At 71.2% G+C, this 24,245-nt stretch carries 16 protein-coding genes, 1 pseudogene and 1 riboswitch; of the genes and pseudogenes, 8 read left to right on the forward strand and 9 right to left on the reverse strand.

Translation table 11 applies throughout. The features are described 5' to 3' along the window. Nucleotides 1-93: 93 nt before the first annotated feature. Genes ACWD1U_RS08925 through cobG form a run of 3 tightly spaced genes read right to left on the reverse strand, consistent with a single transcriptional unit; the run spans nt 94 to nt 3,538 of the window. Nucleotides 94-1,581: a precorrin-2 C(20)-methyltransferase gene (locus ACWD1U_RS08925; RefSeq protein ID WP_451105739.1), complete on the reverse strand. Its 1,488-nt coding sequence runs from the start codon at nt 1,579-1,581 to the stop codon at nt 94-96. After that, a complete protein-coding gene (locus tag ACWD1U_RS08930) occupies nt 1,578-2,252 on the reverse strand; it encodes a precorrin-8X methylmutase (protein WP_451105740.1) in 675 nt (224 codons plus the stop codon). The genes ACWD1U_RS08925 and ACWD1U_RS08930 overlap by 4 nt, the downstream gene beginning before the upstream one ends. Next, nucleotides 2,249-3,538: a precorrin-3B synthase gene (gene cobG / locus ACWD1U_RS08935; RefSeq protein ID WP_451105799.1), complete on the reverse strand. Its 1,290-nt coding sequence runs from the start codon at nt 3,536-3,538 to the stop codon at nt 2,249-2,251. The genes ACWD1U_RS08930 and cobG overlap by 4 nt, the downstream gene beginning before the upstream one ends. A gap of 105 nt (nt 3,539-3,643) precedes the next feature. After that, nucleotides 3,644-3,717: riboswitch (cobalamin riboswitch) on the forward strand. Nucleotides 3,718-3,809: 92 nt separating this feature from the next. Between cobG and cobN the strand changes: the two genes are divergently transcribed. Both cobN and ACWD1U_RS08945 read left to right on the forward strand, forming a co-directional pair. Next, nucleotides 3,810-7,397 (forward strand): cobaltochelatase subunit CobN, encoded by a 3,588-nt coding sequence (gene cobN, locus ACWD1U_RS08940; protein WP_451105741.1) that lies wholly within the window; start codon nt 3,810-3,812, stop codon nt 7,395-7,397. A gap of 338 nt (nt 7,398-7,735) precedes the next feature. Continuing rightward, nucleotides 7,736-8,290 (forward strand): CGNR zinc finger domain-containing protein, encoded by a 555-nt coding sequence (locus tag ACWD1U_RS08945; RefSeq protein WP_451105742.1) that lies wholly within the window; start codon nt 7,736-7,738, stop codon nt 8,288-8,290. A 104-nt stretch (nt 8,291-8,394) separates the two neighbouring features. On the opposite strand, the gene ACWD1U_RS08950 is transcribed toward ACWD1U_RS08945, so the two are convergent. Beyond that, nucleotides 8,395-8,682, reverse strand: coding sequence for a DUF4190 domain-containing protein (locus ACWD1U_RS08950; protein ID WP_451105743.1), 288 nt, complete (start codon nt 8,680-8,682; stop codon nt 8,395-8,397). A gap of 553 nt (nt 8,683-9,235) precedes the next feature. Between ACWD1U_RS08950 and ACWD1U_RS08955 the strand changes: the two genes are divergently transcribed. The 5 genes from ACWD1U_RS08955 to ACWD1U_RS08975 all read left to right on the forward strand — a co-directional run bounded on the left by ACWD1U_RS08955 (nt 9,236) and on the right by ACWD1U_RS08975 (nt 17,281). After that, on the forward strand, nt 9,236-9,928 hold the full coding sequence (locus ACWD1U_RS08955; protein WP_451105801.1) for a response regulator transcription factor: 693 nt from the start codon (nt 9,236-9,238) through the stop codon (nt 9,926-9,928). Then, on the forward strand, nt 9,925-11,403 hold the full coding sequence (locus ACWD1U_RS08960) for a sensor histidine kinase (RefSeq protein WP_451105745.1): 1,479 nt from the start codon (nt 9,925-9,927) through the stop codon (nt 11,401-11,403). The genes ACWD1U_RS08955 and ACWD1U_RS08960 overlap by 4 nt, the downstream gene beginning before the upstream one ends. Before the next feature lie 44 nt (nt 11,404-11,447). Continuing rightward, nucleotides 11,448-11,825, forward strand: coding sequence for a hypothetical protein (locus ACWD1U_RS08965; protein ID WP_451105746.1), 378 nt, complete (start codon nt 11,448-11,450; stop codon nt 11,823-11,825). A gap of 453 nt (nt 11,826-12,278) precedes the next feature. Continuing rightward, the gene (locus ACWD1U_RS08970; protein ID WP_451105748.1) at nt 12,279-15,203 is read left to right on the forward strand and encodes a SpoIIE family protein phosphatase; all 2,925 of its coding nucleotides are present in this window, start codon (nt 12,279-12,281) and stop codon (nt 15,201-15,203) included. Between the two features lie 239 nt (nt 15,204-15,442). After that, the gene (locus tag ACWD1U_RS08975; protein ID WP_451105749.1) at nt 15,443-17,281 is read left to right on the forward strand and encodes a CocE/NonD family hydrolase C-terminal non-catalytic domain-containing protein; all 1,839 of its coding nucleotides are present in this window, start codon (nt 15,443-15,445) and stop codon (nt 17,279-17,281) included. A gap of 507 nt (nt 17,282-17,788) precedes the next feature. On the opposite strand, the pseudogene ACWD1U_RS08980 reads toward ACWD1U_RS08975, so the two are convergent. Next, nucleotides 17,789-17,995 (reverse strand): annotated as a pseudogene (locus ACWD1U_RS08980) (hypothetical protein); the annotation flags it as partial. A 643-nt stretch (nt 17,996-18,638) separates the two neighbouring features. Between ACWD1U_RS08980 and ACWD1U_RS08985 the strand changes: the two are divergent. Beyond that, nucleotides 18,639-19,790, forward strand: coding sequence for an ABC transporter substrate-binding protein (locus tag ACWD1U_RS08985; RefSeq protein WP_451105751.1), 1,152 nt, complete (start codon nt 18,639-18,641; stop codon nt 19,788-19,790). Nucleotides 19,791-20,082: 292 nt separating this feature from the next. Here ACWD1U_RS08985 and ACWD1U_RS08990 read toward each other — a convergent pair whose 3' ends face one another. The 4 genes from ACWD1U_RS08990 to ACWD1U_RS09005 all read right to left on the reverse strand — a co-directional run bounded on the left by ACWD1U_RS08990 (nt 20,083) and on the right by ACWD1U_RS09005 (nt 24,029). Further along, nucleotides 20,083-20,655: a hypothetical protein gene (locus tag ACWD1U_RS08990; protein ID WP_451105753.1), complete on the reverse strand. Its 573-nt coding sequence runs from the start codon at nt 20,653-20,655 to the stop codon at nt 20,083-20,085. A gap of 362 nt (nt 20,656-21,017) precedes the next feature. Next, complete coding sequence (locus ACWD1U_RS08995) at nt 21,018-21,404, reverse strand: hypothetical protein (RefSeq protein ID WP_451105754.1); 387 nt, start codon at nt 21,402-21,404, stop codon at nt 21,018-21,020. A 553-nt stretch (nt 21,405-21,957) separates the two neighbouring features. Beyond that, nucleotides 21,958-22,329, reverse strand: coding sequence for a hypothetical protein (locus ACWD1U_RS09000; protein WP_451105756.1), 372 nt, complete (start codon nt 22,327-22,329; stop codon nt 21,958-21,960). A gap of 200 nt (nt 22,330-22,529) precedes the next feature. Beyond that, nucleotides 22,530-24,029 carry an alginate lyase family protein gene (locus ACWD1U_RS09005; RefSeq protein ID WP_451105758.1) on the reverse strand — a complete coding sequence of 500 codons (1,500 nt, stop codon included), beginning with the start codon at nt 24,027-24,029 and terminating at the stop codon, nt 22,530-22,532. Nucleotides 24,030-24,245: the final 216 nt, after the last annotated feature.

Consider the following 24,245-nt stretch of genomic DNA (forward strand, 5'->3'; position numbering starts at 1 on the left):
CGGCGGGGGTGAGGCCGCGGGGGACGGCGGGCACCACCTTGCCGGCCCCCTTTCCGGACACCCCTCCGGTCCCCTTTCCGTACCCCCGCCGGCTCAGTCCTCCGGATAGCGGCGCGGTGTCCAGACGATCTCCTGCCCGTCCCCCCGCCGCACCGTCCGTGTCTGGGAGGAGCCGACCAGCAGGATCGTGCGCATGTCGACCTCGGCCGGGTCGAGTTCGGCGAGCCGTACGATCCGCACCCGCTCGCCGGGGCCGCCCACGTCCCGGGCGACGACGACCGGCGTGTCCGCGTCCCGGTACTCCAGCAGCAGGTCGCGGGCCTTGCCCACCTGCCAGGTGCGGCTGCGGGAGCCGGGGTTGTACAGGGCCAGCACCAGATCCGCCGAGGCCGCCGCGCGCAGCCGCTCGGCGATGACCTCCCAGGGCTTGAGCCGGTCGGAGAGGGAGAGGGTGGCGTAGTCGTGGCCGAGCGGCGCTCCGGCCCGGGCGGCCGCGGCGTTCGCGGCGGTCACGCCGGGCAGCACCCGCACCGGGATGTCCGCGTACTCCTTCTCCGAGGCGGCCTCCAGCACGGCCGTGGCCATGGCGAAGACCCCCGGGTCGCCCCCGGACACGACGGCCACCCGCCGCCCCCGCTGCGCGAGCTGCAGCGCGAACTCGGCGCGCTCGGACTCAACCCGGTTGTCGGAGCCGTGGCGGCGCTGCCCGGCCCGGACGGGCACCCGGTCGAGGTAGGTGGTGTAGCCGACGAGGTCGTCGGCGGCGGCGAGCGCCCCCCGCGACTGAGGGGTCAGCCACAGCGGCCCGGCGGGCCCGGTGCCGACCACGACGACCTCGCCCCGCTCCCGTACGGCGGGTTCGGCGTCGACCTGGCTCGGCAGCACGGCGACCGAGAAGTACGGCACCGACTCCGGTTCCACCTCGGCCAGTTCCGCGAGCCGCTCCCCGCTCATGGTGGCCCGCTCGACATAACGCGTCTCGCTCAGCCGTCCCGAACTCTCCAGCGCCCGGCGCACCTTGGGGAAGGTGCGCCCCAGCTTCATCACCACCGCCGCGTCCGTCGCGGCGAGCCGGGCGCTCAGCTCCTCCTCGGGCAGCGTGCCCGGCAGGATCGTCAGCACCTCCTCGCCCTCGGCGAGCGGCGTGCCCAGCCGGGCCGCCGCGGCGGACACCGACGTGACACCGGGGATCACCTCGGTGTCGTAGCGGTCGACGAGCCGCTTGTGCATGTGCATGTACGAGCCGTAGAAGAGCGGGTCGCCCTCCGCGAGGACGGCGACCGTCCGCCCGGCGTCGAGGTGGGCGGCGAGCCGCGCGGACGCCTCGGCGTAGAAGTCGTCCATGGCTCCCTGGTAGCCGCCGGGATGGTCGGTGGTCTCGGTGGTGACCGGGTAGACCAGCTTCTCCTCGATGTGGTCGGCACGGATGTGCTTCGCCGCGATCGAGCGGGCGATGGACCGCCCGTGCCGGGCGCTGTGATACGCGATCACGTCCGCCTCGGCGATGACCTCGACGGCCCGGACGGTCATCAGGGACGGGTCACCGGGGCCGAGCCCCACCCCGTACAGCTTCCCGGTCACTCTTCCTCACTCGCGATCGCGTTGAGCGCGGCGGCGGCGATGGCGCTGCCTCCGCGACGGCCACGGACGACCAGGTGCTCCAAACCGGACGGATGCGCGGCCAGGGCGTCCTTGGACTCGGCGGCCCCGATGAAACCGACCGGGACGCCGATGACGGCGGCGGGCCGGGGCGCGCCCTCCTCGATCATCTCCAGGAGGCGGAAGAGGGCGGTGGGCGCGTTGCCCACGGCGACGACGGAGCCCTCCAGCCGGTCCCGCCACAGCTCCAGCGCGGCGGCGCTGCGCGTGGTGGCGAGCTTCGCCGCCAGTTCGGGGACCGCCGGGTCGGAGAGGGTGCACAGCACGTCGTTGCCGGCGGGCAGCCGCTTGCGCGTCACGCCGCTGGCCACCATCTGCACGTCGCAGAGGATGGGCGCCCCGGCGCGCAGGGCTTCCCGGGCCCGGGCCACCACCGCGGGCGTGTAGGCCAGATCCCGTACCAGGTCGACCATGCCGCAGGCGTGGATCATCCGGACCGCGACCTGGCTGACGTCGGCGGGCAGGCCCGCGAGGTCCGACTCCGCGCGGATGGTGGCGAAGGACCGGCGGTAGATGGCCGCCCCGTCCTTCTCGTAGTCGTACGTGGTCACGGTGGTGTTCTCGCTGCTCTCGGTCGTCGGCATACGGCTCATGGGGTGATCGCCGCCAGGGCGGTGGCGAGGTGGGACGGGTCGTCCAGCGGTGCGGTACGCGGCGGACGCCCCGGGGTGACGGCGGAGAGTTCGTAGCCGCCGCCGGGCACGGCCACCACGTCGATCCGGTCGCCCCGGGGGTGTCCGCAGCGGCGTTCGCACCCCGACCAGTACAGGGGGAGACCGGCGGAGTCCGCCGCGGCCAGCGTGCGCTCCGCGTCGGCGCGTACGTCGGCCCGGGACTTGGCGCACCCGGGGCGGCCGATGCACGCCCCGACGCGCAGCCAGGGGGAGGAGGGGTCGGTGACGAGGCCGGTCGCGGACAGGCGGGACAGCGCGGCGGCGCCGGCGCCCGGTCCGGTGGGCACGACCACGCCGCGCCACGGTGTGAGCCGCAGCTCCCCGGCGGCCACCTCCGTCAACCCCCGCCACTGCACGGGCGTGAGCCGGCCCAGCGGAACATGCACGCAGAGGGCGGACCCGACGGCACCCGGGGACGGCGGCGCCGTGCCCTCGGTGACGTCGAGGGTCCCGCTGCCGCAGCCGACACCCGCGCCGGCCAGCCGGTCGCGGACCGCACGCAGCAGGACGCCCCGCTCGAGCGGCAGTTCGTCCACCCGCCACGCCCGCGCCCCGCTCTCCCGCACGACGTCGACGAACGCCTCCGCCGCCAGCAGCGCGGCCCGCGCCGCGTCGTCCCCGGACACGTACAGGACCTCGTCGCCCGAACCCAGTCCGAGCATCGCGTCACCGTCGGGCGTCGCCCGCACGGTCACGTCGGCGCCGAGCCCGGCGACGTCCCCGCGACCGTCGTCGAGCGCGAACAGGAAACGGCCCGACAGCGCGGGCGTGGACGCGCTCGCGCACAGCGCCGCGTCCAGGGCCGTCAGCCAGGGCCGCACCTCACGGAAACCCCGCCCGTCGAGACCCGACAGCGGCGAGGCGACGACGTTGCGGACCCGCTCGTGCGTGTACGACGGCAGCAGCCCGGCGGCGTCCAACAGCCCGGCCAGCTCGGCACCGCACGCGTCCCGCAGGCCCCGCAGCTGCACATTGCCGCGCGAGGTCAGATGCAGCTCCCCGTCGCCCAGCCGCCCGGCCGCCTCCGCGAGGGCCTCGGCCTGCGCGACGGTGAGCACACCGCCGGGGACGCGGACCCGGGCCAGCGCCCCGTCGTCCGCGCCGTGCAGCCGCAGGGCCCCCGGGCACGCGTCGCCGCGCACCCGTGGGGCCGCTGTGGCCTGGGGCGATGGACGAGGGGCAGCCGTGGACATGGCGGCGAGCATACCGACCATCACACCGGCTGTACGCTCTGCCCTTTTCCCCTGCCCCTTACTATGCTCCTCGGCGGATCAACAGGTCCGTCACCACCGCCACCACGGCGACCAGGGGAGGAAGCCCGGTGAGAATCCGGCGCGGTCCCGCCACTGTGAACCCGGCCACAACCCGGGCAAGTCAGGAACTCCCTTCCCCAGGCTCTCGGTTCCGCGCGAGCCGGGGAGAAACCCAACCCTCCACCACCCGGGGCGCGGACACCCCGAGGAAGGCCGACGCCGCATGATCCTCCTGCTGTCGACGTCCGACACCGACCTGCTCAGCGCCCGTGCGGCGAACGGCCCGGTGCCCTACCGCTTCGCCAACCCCTCCCGCCTGCCGCTCGACGACCTGCCCGGCCTCCTCGACGGTGTGGACCTGGTCGTCGTACGCCTCCTCGGCGGCATCCGCGCCTGGCAGGACGGCCTCGACCTGCTGCTCGCCGACGGCCGCCCGGTCGTCGTCCTCACCGGTGAACAGGCACCGGACGCCCAGCTGATGGCCGCCTCCACGGTCCCGGTCGGCATCGCCGCCGAGGCCCACGCCTACCTGGCCCACGGCGGCCCCGCCAACCTGGAGCAGCTCGCCCGCTTCCTGTCCGACACGGTCCTGCTCACCGGCCACGGCTTCGAGGCCCCGGCGGCCGCGCCGACCTGGGGCCCGCTGGAGCGCGAGGCCCGCGCGAGCGACGGCCCGACCGTCGCCGTGCTCTACTACCGCGCCCACCACATGAGCGGCAACACGGCGTTCGTGGGCTCCCTGTGCGAGGCGATCGAGGACGCGGGCGGCCGTGCGCTCCCGCTGTACGTGGCGTCCCTGCGGGCCCCCGAGCCCGAACTCGTCGAGGAACTGCGCGCCGCCGACGCCATCGTCACCACCGTCCTCGCCGCCGGCGGCACCAGGCCCGCCGCGGCCTCCGCCGGCGGGGACGACGAGTCCTGGGACGCGGGTGCCCTCACCACCCTGGACGTGCCGATCCTCCAGGCCCTGTGCCTGACCGGTTCGCGCGCCGACTGGGAGGAGAACGACGAGGGCGTCTCCCCGCTCGACGCGGCCAGCCAGATCGCCGTCCCCGAGTTCGACGGCCGCCTCATCACCGTCCCGTTCTCCTTCAAGGAGATCGACGCCGACGGCCTCCCGGCCTACGTGGCCGACCCGGAGCGCGCGGCCCGTGTCGCCGGCATCGCCGTACGCCACGCCCGCCTGAAGCACATCCCGGCCGCGGACAAGCGCCTCGCGCTCGTGCTGTCGGCCTACCCGACCAAGCACTCCCGCATCGGCAACGCGGTGGGCCTCGACACCCCCGCCAGCGCTGTCGCGCTGCTCCGCCGGCTGCGGGCGGAAGGCTATGACTTCGGCGACGCCGACATCCCCGGGCTGGTCTCCGGCGACGGCGACGAACTGATCCGCGCGCTCATCGAGGCCGGCGGTCACGACCAGGACTGGCTCACCGAGGAGCAGCTGGCCCGCAACCCGGTCCGCATCCCTGCGGCCGACTACCGCCGCTGGTTCGCCGCGCTCCCCGAGGAGCTGCGCACCTCCGTCGAGGAGCACTGGGGCCCGCCGCCCGGCGAGATGTTCGTCGACCGCAGCCGCAACCAGGAGGGCGACATCGTCCTCGCCGCCCTCCGCTTCGGGAATCTGCTGATCCTCATCCAGCCCCCGCGCGGCTTCGGCGAGAACCCCATCGCGATCTACCACGACCCGGACCTCCCGCCGTCGCACCACTACCTGGCCGCCTACCGCTGGATCGCGGCCCGCGCCGAGGACGGCGGCTTCGGCGCCGACGCGATGATCCACCTCGGCAAGCACGGCAACCTGGAGTGGCTGCCCGGCAAGAACGCCGGCCTGTCCGCCGCCTGCGGCCCCGACGCCGCCCTCGGTGACCTTCCCCTGATCTACCCGTTCCTGGTCAACGACCCGGGCGAGGGCACCCAGGCCAAGCGCCGCGTGCACGCCACCCTCGTCGACCACCTCGTCCCGCCCATGGCCCGCGCCGACTCCTACGGCGACATCGCGCGCCTGGAGCAACTCCTCGACGAGTACGCCCAGATCTCCTCCATGGACCCGGCGAAGCTCCCGGCGATCCGCGCCCAGATCTGGACCCTCATCCAGGCCGCCAGGCTCGACCACGACCTCGGCCTGGAGGACCGCCCCGACGACGACGGCTTCGACGACTTCCTGCTGCACGTCGACGGCTGGCTCTGCGAGGTCAAGGACGCCCAGATCCGTGACGGCCTCCACGTCCTGGGCAACCCGCCGCAGGGCGCCGACCGCGTCAACCTCGTCCTCGCCATCCTGCGCGCCCGCCAGATCTGGGGCGGCACGACGGCCCTGCCCGGCCTGCGTGAGGCCCTCGGCCTGGACGAGTCCGCCGCGACCCGCACCACGGCCGACGCGGCGGAGGAGAAGGCCCGCGCCCTCGTCCAGGCGATGGACGACGCGGGCTGGGACCCGGCCGCCGTCCCCACCGGGCACGGCGAGCAGGTCGCGGCCGTCCTGGAGTTCGCGGCCCGCGAGGTCGTCCCGCGCCTGTCGGCGACCACCGCCGAACTCGACCACGCGGTCCACGCCCTGGCCGGCGGGTTCGTTCCCGCCGGTCCCTCGGGCTCACCCCTGCGCGGCCTGGTGAACGTCCTGCCGACGGGCCGCAACTTCTACTCCGTCGACCCCAAGGCGGTCCCCTCCCGCCTGGCCTGGGAGACCGGGCAGGCCCTCGCGGACTCGCTCCTGGAGCGCTACCGCACGGACAACGGCGAGTGGCCCACGTCCGTGGGGCTGTCGTTGTGGGGCACGAGCGCGATGCGCACGGCCGGCGACGACGTGGCCGAGGCCCTCGCCCTGCTCGGCGTCCGCCCGGTGTGGGACGACGCCTCCCGCCGCGTCACGGGCCTGGAGCCCGTCCCGTACGAGGAGCTGGGCCGCCCGCGCATCGACGTCACCCTGCGCATCTCGGGTTTCTTCCGCGACGCGTTCCCGCACACGATCGGCCTGCTGGACGACGCGGTACGGCTCGCGGCGTCGCTGGACGAACCGGCCGAGGTGAACCACGTACGCGCCCACGTCCGGGCCGACCTGGCGTCCCACGGCGACGAACGCCGCGCCACCACCCGCATCTTCGGCTCCCGCCCCGGCACCTACGGCGCCGGCCTGCTCCAGCTCATCGACTCCCGCGACTGGCGCACCGACGCCGACCTCGCCGAGGTCTACACGGTCTGGGGCGGCTACGCCTACGGCCGTGAACTCGACGGCCGCCCGGCCCGGGACGAGATGGAGACGGCGTACAAGCGGATCGCGGTCGCGGCGAAGAACACCGACACCCGCGAGCACGACATCGCCGACTCCGACGACTACTTCCAGTACCACGGCGGCATGGTGGCGACGGTCCGCGCCCTGCGCGGCACGGCCCCCGAGGCGTACATCGGCGACTCCACCCGGCCCGAGACGGTCCGCACCCGCACCCTGGTCGAGGAGACCTCCCGCGTCTTCCGCGCCCGGGTCGTCAACCCCAAGTGGATCGAGGCGATGCGCCGCCACGGCTACAAGGGCGCCTTCGAACTCGCCGCCACGGTCGACTACCTCTTCGGCTACGACGCCACGACCGGCGTGGTCGCCGACTGGATGTACGACAAGCTGACGGAGGCGTACGTCCTGGACCCGGCCAACCGCGAGTTCCTCCAGGAGGCCAACCCCTGGGCCCTGCACGGCATCGCCGAGCGACTGCTGGAGGCGGAGTCGCGCGGGATGTGGGAGAAGCCGGACCCGGCGGTGCTGGACGCGCTGCGTCAGGTGTACCTGGAGACCGAGGGGAACCTGGAGGGCGACGACTGACATCGCCGCGGTGACCCGCTCGTGAGGATCGCGGGGCGGCGGACGCGTCGGGCGTTCCGCCGCCCCGCACCCGTGCGCCGGACCAGGCACCCGGGCGCTCGTCGGCGAAGCGTCCGCACCGCGTGGAGCGCGCCTACGGCGGCGGGGGTGCCCGGCAGAAGGCGGAGGAACCGTTCGAGGCAGGCGGGGCAGCGGCCACCGTCGTCCTTCTCGCCACAGACCGCCTGTTCGACAGGTGACGTACCGAGGTCATGGGGGAAACCCGTCCGCCTCGCCGTCGCCCGGGGCCTCTGATCCGCCGCCTTGCCGAGGGTAGGCTCACCGGTCAGGATGGTGATGTGAACCTCGACCACGTCTTCGTCTGTGGCAACCCGGCTCTCGACTTCGCGGCCACGCTCCGGGCACGCCGTACGGTGCGTTTCGAGATGTTCGCGACGCCGGACAGGCTGAACGCGTGGTACGTGGAGTCCGGCATCGTCGACGCGGTCTCCCCGTGCCGGCAGGCGGACGTCGGCGAGGCGACGGCCGTACGGGAAGCCGTCCACCGGCTGGTCACCGCCCGTCGGCTCGGGGAGGAGTACGACGGGACGGCGCTGACCGTCCTGAACAACGCGGCGCGCAGGCCGCCCGCCGTGCCGCAGCTCACCCCGGCGGGGCGCTGGACGCAGGCGACGCCGGAAGAAGCCCTCTCCACGGTGGCCCGCCTCGCAGTCGAGCTCCTGAGCGGCGAGGACGTGCCCCTGCTCAAGGAGTGCGGCAACCCCGAGTGCACCCGCGTCTACATCGACCGCTCGCGCGGCATGCGCCGGCAGTGGTGCGGGATGGACTCCTGCGGCAACAAGATCAAGGCGGCGGCGTACCGCGCCCGCAAGAAGACCGCGGCGGCCCACTGACGGAACCTCGGTTCCGGCTGCCGCCGCGGCTCCCGGGTGGTGCGGGGGGCGGCCGGCCCTCGACCGGCGCCCACCCGCGTACCCGGCGTCCGCGCGGTTGTGCGCTAGCCGCCCACGTACCAGCTGAATCCGCCGTTGTTGGCGGCGACGGCCAGGAGCACGAGCCACAGGACCACGTCGACGATGCCGAGGATGATGCCCGCCTTCGCCATGCCGGCACCGTTCTTGACCGCCGCCTGACGGCGGGCGACGGCACCGAGGACGATGGCCAGCGGGCCCAGGACGATGTTCAGGAAGAACAGGCCGACGATGCCGCAGCACAGGCTCGCGATCGCCAGGCCATTGGTGCGCGATCCGGAGGACGCGGCAGAGGAACTGCCGTAACTCGCCATTGAATTCTCCCAGTTGTCGGTTGCACGGACCGAACGGGCCGCACTCTCCTCACTTTTGACTCTGTTCGAATGCCCCTTTGTGACGGTCCCATGTCCATGGATCCTCAGCTGTGAAGGTCGTGCGCGGATGTGGGCCGACCCGGGCGCAGTCACGGGGGGCGTGCGCTCGTGGCGGCGAGGTGGAGGTGGCGAACGGGGTGACCGGCATCGCGGCCGGCCGGCGCACCCCGCAGGCGGCCGTGAGGATCCTCCGCCTCACCGGGGGCGCGTGGTGCCCTCCGTGGCTCTGAAGAGGTAAGCGATGGGCAAGAGTCGTGGATCAGCCGAGGCCGTTCCGGCGCACGGCCGCGCCTGCCTCCGAAGCTTCCGCCGGGAAGCGGCGGAACGCGTAACCAGCCTGCTCAGCGGACGAGTCGGGGCCACGGGCGGCTGTACCGCGCGCATCCTCGATCAGGAGGGCGGGCATGTGTTCCGGCCGTTCCCGCGCCTCGCGGCGCCCCGCGGCCGCGCGGCGGTCTCAATCAGTGGTCGTAGCATCGCGGCCGTGAACCCGGTGAACGGTCGTGTGCTGGTCGTCGACGACGACGCCGCCATCCGGCGCTCGCTGGAGCGGGGCCTGCGGCTGAACGGCTTCTCCGTCGTACTGGCCGACAGCGGCCGCGCGGCCCTGGAGGCGGTCGGTGCCGGGGCGCCGGACGTGGTGGTGCTGGACATCTCCATGCCCGGCCTGAGCGGCATCGACGTGTGCCGCACGCTGCGGGGAGACGACAACGACGTGCCCGTGCTGATGCTCTCCGCCCTCGACGAGGTCTCCGACCGGGTCGCCGGACTCCAGGCGGGCGGCGACGACTATCTCGTCAAACCCTTCGCCCTCCAGGAGCTGGTGCTGCGGCTGGGTGCGCTGCTGCGCCGCCGGCCGCCCGCCGCCGACGACCGGGTGCGTGTCGGACCGCTGGTCCTGGCACCGGCCGCGCGCGAGGCGCACATCGACGGTGAACCGCTGAAGCTCACGCGGCGCGAGTTCGAGCTGCTGGAGGTGCTGGCCCGCAACGCCGGGATCGTACTGACCCGGGACCAGCTGCTGGACCTGGTGTGGGGCTACGACTTCGAGGTGCGCACCGACGCGGTGGACACCTTCGTCAGCTACCTGCGCCGCAAACTGGAGGCCGGTGGCCGGCCCCGGATGCTGCACACCGTGCGCGGGGTCGGCTTCGTCCTTCGCGAACCCCGGGACGCCCGGCCGTGAGGCTGTCCACGCGGATCGCGATCGCCGTCGGCGTCACCGTGCCGCTGCTGGTACTGGCGTCCGGCCTGTTGCTGCTGGGACTCGTCACCAAGGACCTGCACCAGCAGCAGGACGAGCGGCTGAGCGATCGGGCCGCCGCCCTCACCCCGGACGCCAAGGCGCTGCTGCGGGCCACCGCGTCCGGCAGGTCGCCGTCCGTCGAACACGCCCGGGAGCGGCGGCTGTTCGCGGCCGCGCTCGACGTGGGCGTACGGCTGACCGGCCCCGCCGGCACGCTGACCACCGGCGGCCCTCAGCCGAACGTGTCCGTGCCACTGCCGTCGAGCGCCACGACACCCGTCACCGTACGCGCGGCCGGCGAGGGCAGTTGGCGGGTGCTGTCGGTGCCGGTGTCCGTCAACCGCCCGGCGGTGGACGGCACCCTGTGGCTGTTCTCCCCGGACACCGCGAACCAGGCGCAGATCCGACTGGTGCGCGGGCGGACGCTGACCTTCGCGCTGCTCGCCGCCCCGCTCACCGGGGCCGTGGCCTGGGCGGCTGCTGCCGGTGCCGTACGACCGCTGCGGCGGCTTCAGCGGCGCACCAGCGGCCTCGACCCCAGGAGCAGCACCACTCGCCTCGATCACACCCCGACCGGGATCGCCGAGGTGGACGACCTGGCCCGGACGATCCGTACCGTGCTCGCCCGCTACGACCAGCAGACCGCCCGCACCGCTCAGGCGCTGGAGGTGGCCCGCTCGTTCTCGGCCGCGGCCTCGCACGAGCTGCGCACCCCGCTGATGAGCATGCGGACCAACCTGGACATCCTCAACGAACACCCGGACCTGGCGGAACCGGACCGCACCGAGGTGCTGGCGGACCTGCGGCGCGAGCACAGCCGGCTGCTGGGGCTGCTGGTGATGCTCCGGGCGCTCGCCCAGGGCGACCTGGTCGAGGCGGACGCGCTCGGCCGGGTCGATCTGACGGAAATCGTGGACGCCTCGGTCGCCGACCTGCGACGCAGACATCCGGACGCGGAGGTGACCCTGGCCGGCTCCCCGGGGCTGTGGACGCACGGCTGGGAGCAGGGACTGCGATCCGCGGTGGACAACCTGCTGGCCAACGCCTGCGCCCACGGGCGGACCGAGGACGGACGGGCCCGCATCGACGTGACCCTGCGCCGGGACGGGCGGGAGGCCGTGCTCACCGTGGACGACCGGGGGCCGGGCATCCCGCCCGACCAGCGGGATGCCGTGTTCCAGCGGTTCCACCGCCGTCCGGACAGTCCCGGGTCGGGATTGGGACTCACTCTGGTCGCACAGCAGATCGCGCTGCACCAGGGCGGCGTCAGGGTCGGGGACCGCCCGGACGGGCGGCGCGGCGCACGGTTCGAGCTGCGCCTTCCGACCCGGGCGGACCACACGCCTCCGCCGCCGCGCGGAGACTGGCTCTCGGCGCCCGGGACGCCACAAGGTTTCCACAAAGACGGCTTCTAGCTTCTTCCGCGTCAGGCACCTCGCCTCACAGGAAGGAACACCTCATGCGAGCCAGGAAGACCGTCGTCATAGGCGTGGCGGTGGCTGCCCTACTGGGCGTCACGGGCACCGCCGTGGCGGAGAACGCCGGCGCGTCCCCGGCGCACAAGCCGGCCGCCACGGCCGGAAAGCACGGCACCAACAAGTTGTGCAAGCGCGCTCCGAAGATGGAGCAGCGGATCGAGAAGAAGCTCAAGCGGCTGGAAGGATCAGGGAAGGGCTCCATCGCCAAGCTCGAGAGGCGGGCCGACGCGGCGAAGGCCGCCGGCGAGAGTGCGGTCGCGAAGTACCTCGATGACCAACTGGCCTTCCGCAAGTCCCTCGTACCGACACTCCAGCAGCGGGAGAAGGACCTGGCCGAGGTCCACAGCTCGTGCACCTGAGGCCGGATCCAGGGGCCGTGCCGGATCGACTCCGGCACGGCCCCCGGCCATGCCGGCAGGGGCCTGGCCCCCTCCTGCCGACACACCGGTCCGGGGAGCCTTCGCGCGTGCACGGCCCTTCCGCCCTGGCTCGCTCGCCGGCGTCGGGCCGTACCACTGGAGCGCCCGGCCGGTGAAGAATTCCAGCTCGGTGATGGGGCAGGTGGCGTACGGGTCGGTGGCTGCCGCCTGGCCCCACCCGGCACCTTTCGGCCTCGCTGTGGAGCAGGCGGGCGAGGACGCTGGTGGCGATCAGGGATGCGCGGCGTTCACCGGCGGTGGATCTCCCTGTCCTCGGAACGCTGGAGATCTCTGGGGGGATGGGATGATAGGGGCATAGCACTTATTCGGCTCGTATGAACGGGTAGTAGTGTAAATTTCGTCCCGCCCAGCGGGACGGTGAGTGTGATCAACATGGCCACGGACGAACAGCTCGGTCAGGCCCCGCCGACAGCGGCCCTGGCGCCGGAAGCCGCACGGATGCGCGTACTCGGGAACATGGGCGACGGGCAGACCCAGGCAGAGGCGCTGCAGCTCGCGCTGCATCACGCGGTGGCCGATCTCGGTGGGCTGGGTGGCATGGTTCACCTGCGCATACCCGGTGACAGCCGGCCGTTGCACCTGGCGGCGACCGGGGGACTGCCCCGGGAATTCGCCCGGGAGTGGGAGTCCCTCGGCTGGCAGGACGAGACCGCGCCGGTCCGGGCCCTGCGGGACGGCGCGCTCGTGTGGCTGCCCACCACCGACACGCGGGCCCGCGCCCCTTCCCTCGGCACCGGGATCGTGGCCGTCCCGCTGCTCGCCGCAGAGGGCAGCTCGCTCGGAGTGCTCTCGGTCGTGACCGTGTGTGGCGTTCCCTCGGTCGCGCAGCGGGCTTTCCTCGAGACGCTCGCACGGTGGGTGTGCGAGCGTCTGACACGTCCCGCTCCCTCCACAGGCAGCCTCGGCCCCGCCTGGTGGAACGCGGAACATCTGGCCGGGCCCCGGCTCCAGCACGCGCGCGAGGCGGTCCGCGTCGGCCGCTGGGACCAGAACCTGCGCACCGGCGACGTGGTCTACGACGAGACGACGCTGGCCATACTCGGTATCGACCCGGAGACCTTCGACGGACGGGTCGACACCGTTGTGGGGCTCGTCCACCCGGACGACCTGCCGCGCGTCGTGGCCGCGGTCGAGCAGGCCGTCCGACAGCGCAGCGAGTACGCGGCGGAGTACCGGCTGTGCCGGCCGGACGGCACCGTCGTCTGGGTGGAGGCCCACGCCCAGGTCGTCCTCGGCGAGGACGGCGAGCCGGCTCGCTTCGTGGGCACCGTGTGGGACACGACCCAGAAGCGGGCGGCGCTGGATTCGGTCGCCCATTCCCTGCTGCACATGAGCGACGGTTTCCTCACGGTGGATGCCGACTGGCGGATCGAGTTCGTCAACCTCCACGCCGAGCGCCTCCTCGGCCCTTCGCAGCAACTGTTCGGCCGCGTACTTTGGGACGTCCCCGGTGTCGAAGTGCCCGATCTTGAGGACCGCTGCCGGCAGGCGGTCGCCGCGGGCGCTCCGACCGGCTTCGACGTCCAGTGGCCGACAAGCCGGCGTTGGTACCACCTGCGTCTGGTCCCGGCGCCGGACGGTGTGACGGTGTACCTCACCGACGTGACCGAGAAGCGGCAGGCGGACGAGCAGCGTGAGGCAGCCCAGCGCGCAGCAGCCCAGCGCACCACGTACATCGGGCGCCTCACCGCGGCGCTGGCCGAGTCGGTCGCTGTGAGCGACGTCGTGGAGACCGTCGCAGAGCGCGTCCTGCCCCTCTTCGGCGCCACCGGCCTCTTGGTGCAGCTCGTGGACGGCGAGAGCCTCCGGGTCGCGGGGAGCGCCGGGTACTCTCACGAGTTCCTGAGCAACATTCCCGACACGATCAGCCTGTCCGATCACAGCCCGTTCACCGACGCCGTCCACCACCGCGCCCCGCAGTACCTCGTCTCCAGGCGGGAGTTCCGCGAGCGCTACCCGGAGGTCGCCGATCTCGCATTCACGGGTGGGAAGCATGCCTGGGCGTACGTGCCCTTGATCGTCTCCGGTGGTCCCATCGGTTGCCTGGTCATCTCCTTCTCACGGCCGCGCCGCTTCGGCGAGGAGGACCAAGCGCTGCTGACCGCGCTCAGCGGGCTGGTCGCCCAAGCACTGGAACGCGCCCGTCTGTACGACGCCGAGCACACTCGCTCCCAGGAGTTGCAACGGGGCCTGCTCCCGCTGTTCCTGCCCTCCCTGCCGGCCGTCACCACCGCGGCCCATTACATGCCGGCCACCGAGGGCCTGGAGGTCGGCGGCGACTGGTACGACGTCATCCCCCTGTCCGCCGAGCGAGTCGCGCTCGTCATCGGAGACGTCATGGGCCACGGACTGTCCGAAGCCGCCACGATGGGGCGCCTGCGCACCGCGGTACACACACTCGTGGGACTCGAACTGCCCCCCGATGAACTGCTCTCCCACCTCAACGACCTGGTCAGCGACCTCGGCGACGACTTCTACGCCACCTGCCTGTACGCGGTCTACGACCCCACCGACCAGGTGTGCACCATCGTCCGGGCCGGACACCCCCCACCTGCCCTCGTCCAGCCCGACGGCGCCGTCCACTTCCCGCAGCTGCCCCAGAACCCACCGCTCGGCGCGGCCACGCCGCCCTTCGAGACGGTGGAGCTGACGGTGCCCGAAGGCAGCCTGCTCGTGCTCTACACCGACGGCTTGGTCGAGTCCGCGTTCCGTGACATCGACAGCGGCATGGCCAGCCTGGCCGACACGCTCGCCAACGCCCAGCTGCCCGACGGGCGCGATCCGGGCGCGACGATCGCCGACCGGGATGCCGACGCCCGGCATCTCGACCAGCTGTGCACCGCGCTCACCTCCGCTCTCCTCCCCGTCAAGGAGCAGACCGGCGACGACACCGCGGTGCTCGTGGCCCGCACGCACGCTCTCGACGCCGGGGACGTGGCGTGCTGGGAGCTTCCCGAGGATCCGGTCGCCGCAGGCCAAGCCCGCGACCACATACGACAACAGCTCACCGACTGGCAGCTGGACGACCTCGTGTGGACCACGGAGCTGATAGCCAGTGAGCTCGTCGGCAACGTCATCCGTCACGCGAGAGGCCCCGTCCGGCTGCGCCTCATCCGCAGCCGATCGCTCATCTGCGAGGTCACCGACGGCAGCCTGACCACCCCTCACATCCGCCGCGCACGTGAGACCGACGAAGGTGGCCGAGGCCTCCAGCTGATCGCCGCCCTCTCACAACGCTGGGGGACCCGCTACACCTCCCAGGGCAAATGCATCTGGACCGAGCAACTCCTGCCGTAGTCGGTCCCCTCCCCGTTGTCGCGCCGCAGGTTGCCGCTGGTGTCGGGGGAGACGAGGTCCGGCCTGCCGTCGTCCGTGATGTCGCCGACCCCGACGACCGCGTTGTACGAGCCGCCCCCGGGACATGAATCCGACCGGAAAAAGTCTTTGCCAATTGCTGGTTCCGGGGCATGGCCACCGAGATTACTCACCAGTACGATCGCTGCACTCGCTGACGGGGTCCTGGTGAAGGAGTTGCTGTGGCGCTACGAAGGCGTCTGTTTCTCGCCGTCCTGTCCACCGCAGCAGCCGTGCTCGGTGTCGCGGGTCCGTCCTCGCCGGACGCTGCGGCGATGACAGCCTGCCCGCTCGGCCTCACCGTCTCGGCTCCGGTGTCGCCGTCCGGCGGAAGGCCCTACACCGTGTGCTCCGGTATTGTGCCGAGCTTCGACGGCACGCCGCTGGACGTGGACGTCTCCGTCCCCCAGGGCACCTCAGGGCGGCTGCCGTTGATGGTCATGCTCAACGGCTGGGGCAGCGACAAGACCGACTTCGAGTCGACCGCCCTGGCGGGCAACGACGCGAACACGTATCACTGGAACAACGCCTGGTTCACGGGCCGGGGCTTCGCCGTCCTGAACTTCACATCACGGGGTTTTCACCGCTCCTGCGGCAAGGACCCGGCGACCGGATACACATACGCGACCGCCCCGGCGTGCGCGGGCCGGGCCGGTTGGACCCACCTCGCAGACCGCCGGTGGGAGGTGCACGACACCCAGTATCTCGCGGGCTTGCTGGTGGACGCCGGTGTCGCCGCACCGGACAAGGTCGTGACGACCGGTGACTCCTACGGGGGCGGCCAGAGCTGGCTGCTGGCGATGTCCCAGGACAAGGTGATGCGGACCGACGGCACCCTGGTGCCCTGGACCTCACCGAAGGGGGTACCGCTCCATCTCGCCGCCGCGGTCCCGCAGTACTCCTGGACGGACCTCGCACAGGCCCTCATCGACAACGGAAGGGCCTCCGACGGCCTGTCAGGGGCTCCTGGTGACGGGCCCCATGAGGAGCCGATCGGCGTGGGGAAGGAGAGCTACCTGGACGGTCTGTACGCACTCGGCACGCAGTACGGGCAGTACGCCGCCGACGACCCCACCGCGGACATACCGGGGTGGAACGCGCGGATCAACGCGGGCGAGCCGTATGGGAACGACCCGGCCGTCAACCAGATGATCCAGCAGTTGGCGGACTACCGCTCGCCGTACGACATGCCCGTCCCGCCGGCCTCCGCCCGGGTGCCCGTGCTCAGTATCCAGGGCACCACCGACCCACTGTTCCCAGCCGTCCAAACGGCGCAGATGGTGAACAAGCTGCAAGCAGCAGACCCCGGTTATCCGGTGTGGACGTTCTACGGCGACCTCGGACACTCGTACGCCGACAATCCCCACCAGATATGGGTGGCGGCCAACGACGAGGCCAACAGCTGGCTCGACGCCGTGCTCGCCGGTTCGCAGCCGCCCGTTGCGCGGACCACCCTCGACACCACCGCCTGTGTACCCGGTCAGACGAACGCGATCCTGACCGCCAACCGCTTCTCCCAGTTGGCAACCGGAACCTGGACGTTCACCGGCTCAACCGGCGCGGTGACCACCAGCTCCGTCCCCGGCGGTACGGAGGCCACCGCCCTCGACCCGATCGCCAACTCCGGCTGCCGCACCACGTCCGCCCAGTCCGACCCGGGCGTGGCGGGCTGGACCTTCGACCCGCCCTCGCCCGGCACCATCATCGGGTCCCCCGTCGTCCATGTGACCGCCACCCTCCAGGGCACCGACGCCGAACTCGCGGCGCGACTCTTCGACATCGACCCGGTCAGCGGTACCCAGACGCTCATCACCCGGTCCGTCTACCGCGTCACCGGTTCACCGGGAAACGTGCTGCCACTCGCCTTCGAACTATGGCCGGCCGGCTGGCAACTCCAGTCAGGACACCGGCTGAGGCTGGAACTCACCCAGGGCGACGCCCCCACCTGGCGCCCGGACAACGAGACGTCGAGTCTGACGCTGAGCACAACGGTGCTGACCGTGCCGGTTCGTATGCCGTGAACGGCATACGGTCATGTAGTTGATTCCACCTTGAAGGTGCTGGTCACGGGGCTGGTGTGGGTCGGGGACGCTCACTCATACTCACCGAAGGTCACTACCGCTCAATACATCGGCGGCAGTTCCCTACCCCTCCAGGTAGTCGCCGCGTCCCGGATCCCAGTCCACGGCCGAACCACTGTGGAACATCGGAGCCTCATCGTCCGGGCCCATGAGGTCCGTCGGGTACGGGGCGACGCCCTGGTCGCCCACCGGGGAGGGTGACGGTGGGAGGCTTCTGCGGCTGGTCAACCTCTGCCCGGGATGACGTACTCCGCCCAGACCGTTTTGCCAGGTCCGTCGGGGCGCCGGTGCCAGTCCCAGCGTGAGCTCGGCGACGAGCAGCGTCAGCGCGTGGTGCGTGTCGCAGTCGTACGGGATGTCCCACGCGTCGAGCCGCTGCCCGGCAAGCCGTCGTCCAGGCGGTGAGGGGCGATCCGGGCGAGCGCCACGCGGACGGCGTCGGGGGTGCGCACCGCCCGAGCCGTCGCCGAAGCCCTGCATCATCGTCGGCCCCTCGGCGGTGAGGGAGACGTCGTACTCACCGGTCTTCTCGACCCGCATATGGCTGAGGTCGACCTCGCCTATGTCCACGCCGCCGTCCGCCCGGCGCGGCAGCCGGTTGAGGAGGTAGCGGCCGTAGAGGTGCAGCCGCTCCAGCTCGGCGTCCCGGTAGGGCGAGAACCCCTTCCATCTGATGATGTGCCCGTGACGGACGTAGCGCGCCGTGGTGTCGTAGGGGGAGACGATCGCCGACGAGGAGGGCGGCAGGCCGCCGTCGTCGGCGGTGCGCCGGCGCAGGCGGCCTGCCGCGTCGCGGTAGTAGTTCCGGCCGACGATCTGCCGCAGCGCCTCGGTCTGCGGGCCGGGCCGGTAACCCGTGCCGCCGCCCACGCTTCCGCCAGCACATGCCGACCCGCCCTGACAGCATGCCAGTGCCCTGCGCTTTTCTCGGATGCCCGGTTGATCGTGTGATGCCGTAGAGGGCGAGGAAGCGGTGGCGTTCGGTGTGGGCTCGGCATCCGGCGGTGGGGCTCGCCGCCAACGTCAACCGGACCAAGTTCGCACGAACCGGGCAAACTCCTGCTCTGCCCTCTCCATAGCCTGTCCCTGTCAGTCGTAGGAACACCGCTCGTAGGGAAAGCAGTGGCTCGTTGCCGGTGGCGAACAGCGGCAGGATCGCCACCACGTCCGGCGGTCCGTCCGAGTACCGAGACCCCGTAGGGACCACGCGCCATCTGCACTCGGCATACGCCCTGGTTGTGGCCCGTGCCCATGGCGCCGGGTCTCATGCTTCCCCCAGCAGAGAGGTCTTTCCTACATGTCCAGATTCCTCAGCAGGCGACGTGTCCTCACCACGGGCGCGGGTGCCGCCCTCGGTCTCGGCGCCGCCGCGGCTCCAGCCACAGCCTCTCCGGCCACAGCCTCTCCTTCCACGCCCCGGCACGCCTCCGGCCCCGAGGAGACCAGGACGCTCGACGAGCTGTACCGGGCCGCCCTCGCCGAGGGCGGCAAGCTCGTGCTCTACGCCGGCGGTGACACGCCGAACCAGCTGGACGCCGTCAAGGCGGGCTTCACGCGGCGTTTCCCGGGCATGGACATGACGCTGATCGTGGACTACAGCAAGTACCACGGCACCCGTGTCGACAACCAGCTCGCGACCGGCAGCCTCGTCCCCGACCTCGTCCAGCTGCAGACTCTGCACGACTTCGCGCGCTGGAAGGAGCAAGGCCGTCTGCTGCCCTACAAGCCCGCCGGGTTCTCCAAGCTGCACCACCGCTTCCGGGACCCGCAGGGCGCCTGGGTGGCGGGCGCGGTGATCGGCTTCAGCTTCATGTACGGCCCGGCAGCGGTCGGTTCGGACGCGCCGCGCACTCCGCTCGACCTGGTCGACCCGAAGTGGAAGGGGAAGATCGCCTCGTCGTACCCGCATGACGACGACGCGGTCCTGTATCTCTACACGCTGTACGCAGAGCGGTACGGCTGGGACTGGGTGGCCCGGCTGGCCGCACAGGACGTGCGGTTCGGGCGGGGCACCGATTTCCCGGAGGACGCGGTGAGCGGCGGCCAGGCGGCGATCGGTGTCGGCGGGTCGGGGTCCCTGGCGGCGTCGGCGTCGCAGCCCGTGCGGTGGGCGGTGGCCGACGGGCATCCGTTCGTGGCCTGGGGGCAGCGCCTCGCGGTCCTGAGACAGGCCAGGAACCCGACCGCGGCCAAGCTCTACATCAACTGGGTGCTGTCCGCCGAACGGCAGCAGGCAGCCCGCTTCGGCTGGTCGGTACGGACCGATGTCACTCCCGCGGGCGGGCTGAAGCCGATCTGGGAGTACCCGAACGCCCACCTCGACGGCTTCCCCCGCTTCATGGCCGACCGTGCCGAAGTGGAGCGCTGGAAGCAGACGTTCGCCCTGTACTTCGGCGAGGTCAAGGGCGACCCCACGACGGGCTGGCTCGGGCTGCACCCCGGAGCGTGACCATGGGCGGGGCCGCAGGTCCCACCGGTGGGCCACGCCGCCAGGGCTACGTCGTTCTCGCGGGGTGTCCGGTTTGATCATCTGATGCTCAAGGGGCCGGGTGGCATTGCGGACCGGAGGACTGGTCAGTCGGTCGCTGACGGGCCTTGGCGGCCGCCTGTGGTTGCGGTGTTGCTGTACTTCACTGCTGTACTGCTGCGCTCACTGCAGTCCCTCCGCCTGGTCGTACTCGGCTGCCTGGAGGGTGGGTCAGTAGGTGACCTTGGGCTGGGAACACTCGATCAACATTGCGCTATTCGGCGGATTCGATGCCCAAGTCGGCTCGCATGGCCACTTTCTGCTCCCCCACGTATGGCCAGACCTCTTGATGCAGTTCGTCTTCTAAAGCTTGCAGCTCGGCCGCACATCCGGAGAGGGATGGACCGAGCTGCTTGATCTTTCCGTATGCGGTGTTCAACCGGGTCTTGGCAACGCTGGATGCATGTAGCACCGGGCGCGGGGCAATCATCTGGGCTTCCGAATAGCTGTCCCGATAGGCGGATCGGCTGGTCTCCAGTTGTGCCAGCGATGCGTCAACGTCAACGTTGTGCCGCAGTGCATGCAGGTAGTTGGTCATCGCCGTCAGAAATTGACGGGAAGCGGTGTTCAGGTCGATGTAACACTTGCGCCTCAACTCAAGGCTCTCGCGCTGGCGTGCTTGAGCCTGCTCCGCCTGCAGCAGCGCTTCGGCGTGCTGGCGTTCTTCGCGTCGCTGCTCCGCAGCAGCCTGCAATTCCAGGCGTTTTGTACGGTCTGCGCGGTTCTGCGTGAGCAGTGCCGCTCCTAGCGTGCCCACTACGCCCACGACGGCAACCAGTAACCCCACCCAACCACCGCCCACAATCCCTGCCTTTCACAGATGAAGGGCTTCAAGCAAAACTCACGCCTTGACCTGGGCTCGGGCATCCCGCGTCGCGTCGGCTGCCGCTGTCGGTCAACACGGGCCAACCTCGGCTCACAGCCAGACGCGATGCCAGGCCACGGTCAGGCGTGCCCAAGCTAGCTCAGCGTGGCGGGCGCTTAGAAGATGCGGGCAAGCCTTGGTAGGTCGACCCGGTCGGCCTACACCGGCACCGTGCCGGGCCGCTGAACGCCGTCGCCGTCCGCCGTCGTTGCCGTCAGCGCTGCCGTCACTCCCGTGTCGGTCGGCCCCGTCCGGGCCTGTTGGCTTCGGCCACTGATGTCGGGTCACTGCTGGGCGAGCGACCAGTACTCCTGGACTATGGCCAGGTTGCGCTCGAACAACGGGTCGTACCGACGGGCAGTGAAGACCCCGGGGATCGCTAGCGACCGCCCACTGACCCGTTGCACGCGTACTTCCCACCATTCGCCGCTGCGGGTTGCATGGCTCTTCCTCTCGATGCCTGTGACCTCGCTCCACGCAATCGAACGCCTACTGACGAAAGTATGGAACTTCATGCCGTGAGACGTCAGGAGGGTCCTGCCGTAACCGCGGTTGATCATGTAGAAGAGCCCGCTCAACCATGCTGCTCCGATCGCGGCCACCCACCACCAGGGCTCCGCCGCCGCAGAGTCCGGCTTTGCCTGGGCGCTCAAATACACCGCGACAGCCATGCCAGCAAAGATCAGTGAGAGGACTGCTGTCCACCACCAGTTACGGCGTCGGGCTCCAGCATCAAGGCCTATCCAAATCTCCGGCACGGGGTGATAGTAGGGCGGTTCCTCAGGCATCGCCGTACTGGCTGGAGAGCAGGCACGACCAGGGCCGGTGGAGTCTCAGTGGGCGAGTCGAGCTCCACTGAGCGCGCTCAGTAGCCGGTGTACTGATCACCGGTCTGGCTGACCAGCAAGACTGAAGAAGCCCACGGCCCTGACCAGCTCAGATGCCGTGGGCTTCTGTCGTTGTTGGTCGGCGTTGGCTGACCTTGGACGGCCCAGAGACGGCCCGGACTTCGCGCCGAGCCGTCGCTAGTTTGGAAGATCGCGTATGCGGGTTGTCCTTGACCTGCGGTTTCGCTGACCTGCGTGTTTCGGGGCTGCTCGCCGAGACTCCCCGCTGTTCCCCTTGCCGCGCCCCGTGATCGGGCACGGGTGGGGTACGGATGCCCTTCTCCCGGCCTGATGGCCCGATGGTGGTCCCGCGGATCTGCCTGCTCTCCATTCGTTGCTACAGGCGGCGTCTATCGCGCAGGTATGGCGGTACGAGGAACCTGGGCCTGTTGAACACGGCTATCGAGGCGATCACGACCCAGCAGGCCAACATCAGGATGAAGAACACGGTCCCGCTGGTTTCCAGGGGGCCGCGAACGGTGCTCCAGGTCTCGGCTCCGAGAGCTGAGATCATCATGAGGGCCAGGCAGGTGAACATGGCGGCGACGGGCACGATGCCGCGCGTGACTGCCCAGGCCCCACGCTTGCCGAGCCGGTCCCACCCGTCGGCCTCCGCCCGCGCCCGGTGGGGGTCGCGCCACACCATGACGGCGCTCCGCACCATGTACCCGGCCAGAGTGATGAACCCGACACAGACCACAATCCCCAAGAGCCCCCCCTGCTCGGGATGGTAGCCGCGCGGTCGGCGGAGCGACTTTGGGCTGGAGCTGCCATGGGGCGAGTGATCATGGCCCCGTAAGCTTTCGGCGAGTCGGGCAGTCTGTGGACCTGTTGTCATTCGACGTCGACTCCGTAGGCGTAGGCGAGGCCGCCGAGGCCGTCCGCCCGGCCTGGCTCAGGCGCCGCGGATCACGCGTCGGATCGAGGCGCCTTCGCTCCGCGCCCGCGACGGCGGAGCAGGAGCAGACCCCCGAGGAGGGCCGAGGCCCCGGCGGCGGACCAGGCCAGGACGCCGTCCGCCCCGGTGGCGGCCAGATCGTGGGGGTTGCCGCCCTGCGGGCGCGTCCCGCCGCCTGCCGCGCTGCCCGAGGCGTCGTCCGCCGTCTTGGCTTGGCGTGCGGCGCCCGGCGCGGACGCGCCGACGTCCTCCGGGTCCCGGGTGTAGGTCAACGTGCCGTAGCCGAGGTGGTCGTAGCTCCAGCCGGCCCCGCCGCGGAGCCCGCCGCCGTCCTCGGGCGTGAGCTTGTCCTTGTAGGCCGTGATGTTCGGTACGTCCAGCCCCCGGCGCACCGCGTAGTGGTTGTGGATCAGGGCCCAGATGGGGCGGGTGCTGCCCCGGCCCTGCTCGCTGATCGTCGGTTCGGTGTGCAGGACTCCGGCCTGGCCCGCCACGCGCCGGCCCATGCGGCGTGAGTACGAGGTGTACGGCACGTCCTTGCCGAGGTTGTAGCGGGCGACGTACTCACAGCCCTTCATGAACCGGTTGTCGTCGTACCCGTACAGGTCCTCGCCCAGGTTCCAGGCCATCTCGCAGAGCGCGCCCATCCAGCCGACACCGGCCATGGTGTGCTCCTGGTCACGGCCGCTCTCCTCCCACTGCCCGAGGACGACGCCGTCCGCCTCCTCGTGCAGGACGGGGATGGCCCGTTTGACGCAGCCGTTGCCGTCGCCGTTCTTGAAGTACTCCACCGCCCGGTCGATCTTGGCCTGGTCCTCGGTGAGCCCGCCGATGGCGATGATGGACGCCAGGGTGCACAGTTCCCAGTTGGCCCGGTAGTTGCTGGGGACGGCGTCGTTGTGGTTGACCAGGAAGCGGTCGTTCATCGGGTAGAAGATGTCGACCATCATGGACTGGAACCGGCCGAGGTCGAATCCGTCGTAGTCACGCATGATCTCGCCGGCGTTGGCCAGCTGGTACCCCTGGATGCCCGCCATCAGGTACCGGTCGGCGTTCCCGCCGAGCTCCTTGAGGGTGGCCGACCAGGAGTTGAGGATGTCCCGCGCCTTGTCCCCGTGCCGGGCGTCCCCGGTGATCTTCCAGCGCAGGGCGTTCTGGTAGGCCGCGGCGGTGTCCCGGAAGAGCAGGTGGACGTTCGCGTCCTCGCCACCGCGGATGACGGTCGCGACGGGCCGCGGCCGGTAGTCGGTCGCCGAGTCCCGGCTGCTCAGCAGCCGCTTCCAGCCGTCCGTCCAGGGCTGCGCACCCGCCTTGACCTTCTCGGCCATCCGGTCGAAGTCGGCCTGCGTGTGCAGCAGCGCCGGGTGGGCGAACCCGCCCTTCGGGGCCGTCGGCACGGCTGACGCGGTCCCCGTGGCCGCCCCGATCGCACCGGCGCCGGCACCGGCCGCACCGGCGAGCTTCAGCATCCCGCGACGGCTGAGCGAACGGTCTGTGGTGGCCTGCTCCATCGACTGTCTCCTGGTTCTTCTCCGGACCTGTACCAAGGAGACGCGCGCCGCAACGGTGCATAACAAAAACTGTCCGGCGGCCCGGTGGGCGAGCGGTGTCGTATGTGCGGGCGCGGTTCGCCGAGCCCCGTGGACGGCGACTCGCCCCCGCACAAGGGGCCGTATCGGAGGAATCCGATACGGCCCCTTGATCATTACGGCGAACGCGCGGGGCCC

The organism is Streptomyces sp. NPDC002788 (assembly GCF_053592115.1).

What these genes read in the sequence shown, in the direction of transcription:
- ACWD1U_RS08950 (WP_451105743.1), bottom strand. Translation starts at nt 8,682, where the DNA reads ATGGCGAGTTACGGCAGTTCCTCTGCCGCGTCCTCCGGATCGCGCACC.
- ACWD1U_RS08985 (WP_451105751.1), top strand. Translation starts at nt 18,639, where the DNA reads ATGTCCAGATTCCTCAGCAGGCGACGTGTCCTCACCACGGGCGCGGGT.
- ACWD1U_RS08970 (WP_451105748.1), top strand. Translation starts at nt 12,279, where the DNA reads ATGGCCACGGACGAACAGCTCGGTCAGGCCCCGCCGACAGCGGCCCTG.
- ACWD1U_RS08930 (WP_451105740.1), bottom strand. Translation starts at nt 2,252, where the DNA reads ATGAGCCGTATGCCGACGACCGAGAGCAGCGAGAACACCACCGTGACC.
- ACWD1U_RS08995 (WP_451105754.1), bottom strand. Translation starts at nt 21,404, where the DNA reads ATGGCTGTCGCGGTGTATTTGAGCGCCCAGGCAAAGCCGGACTCTGCG.
- cobN (WP_451105741.1), top strand. Translation starts at nt 3,810, where the DNA reads ATGATCCTCCTGCTGTCGACGTCCGACACCGACCTGCTCAGCGCCCGT.
- ACWD1U_RS09005 (WP_451105758.1), bottom strand. Translation starts at nt 24,029, where the DNA reads ATGGAGCAGGCCACCACAGACCGTTCGCTCAGCCGTCGCGGGATGCTG.
- cobG (WP_451105799.1), bottom strand. Translation starts at nt 3,538, where the DNA reads ATGCTCGCCGCCATGTCCACGGCTGCCCCTCGTCCATCGCCCCAGGCC.
- ACWD1U_RS08965 (WP_451105746.1), top strand. Translation starts at nt 11,448, where the DNA reads ATGCGAGCCAGGAAGACCGTCGTCATAGGCGTGGCGGTGGCTGCCCTA.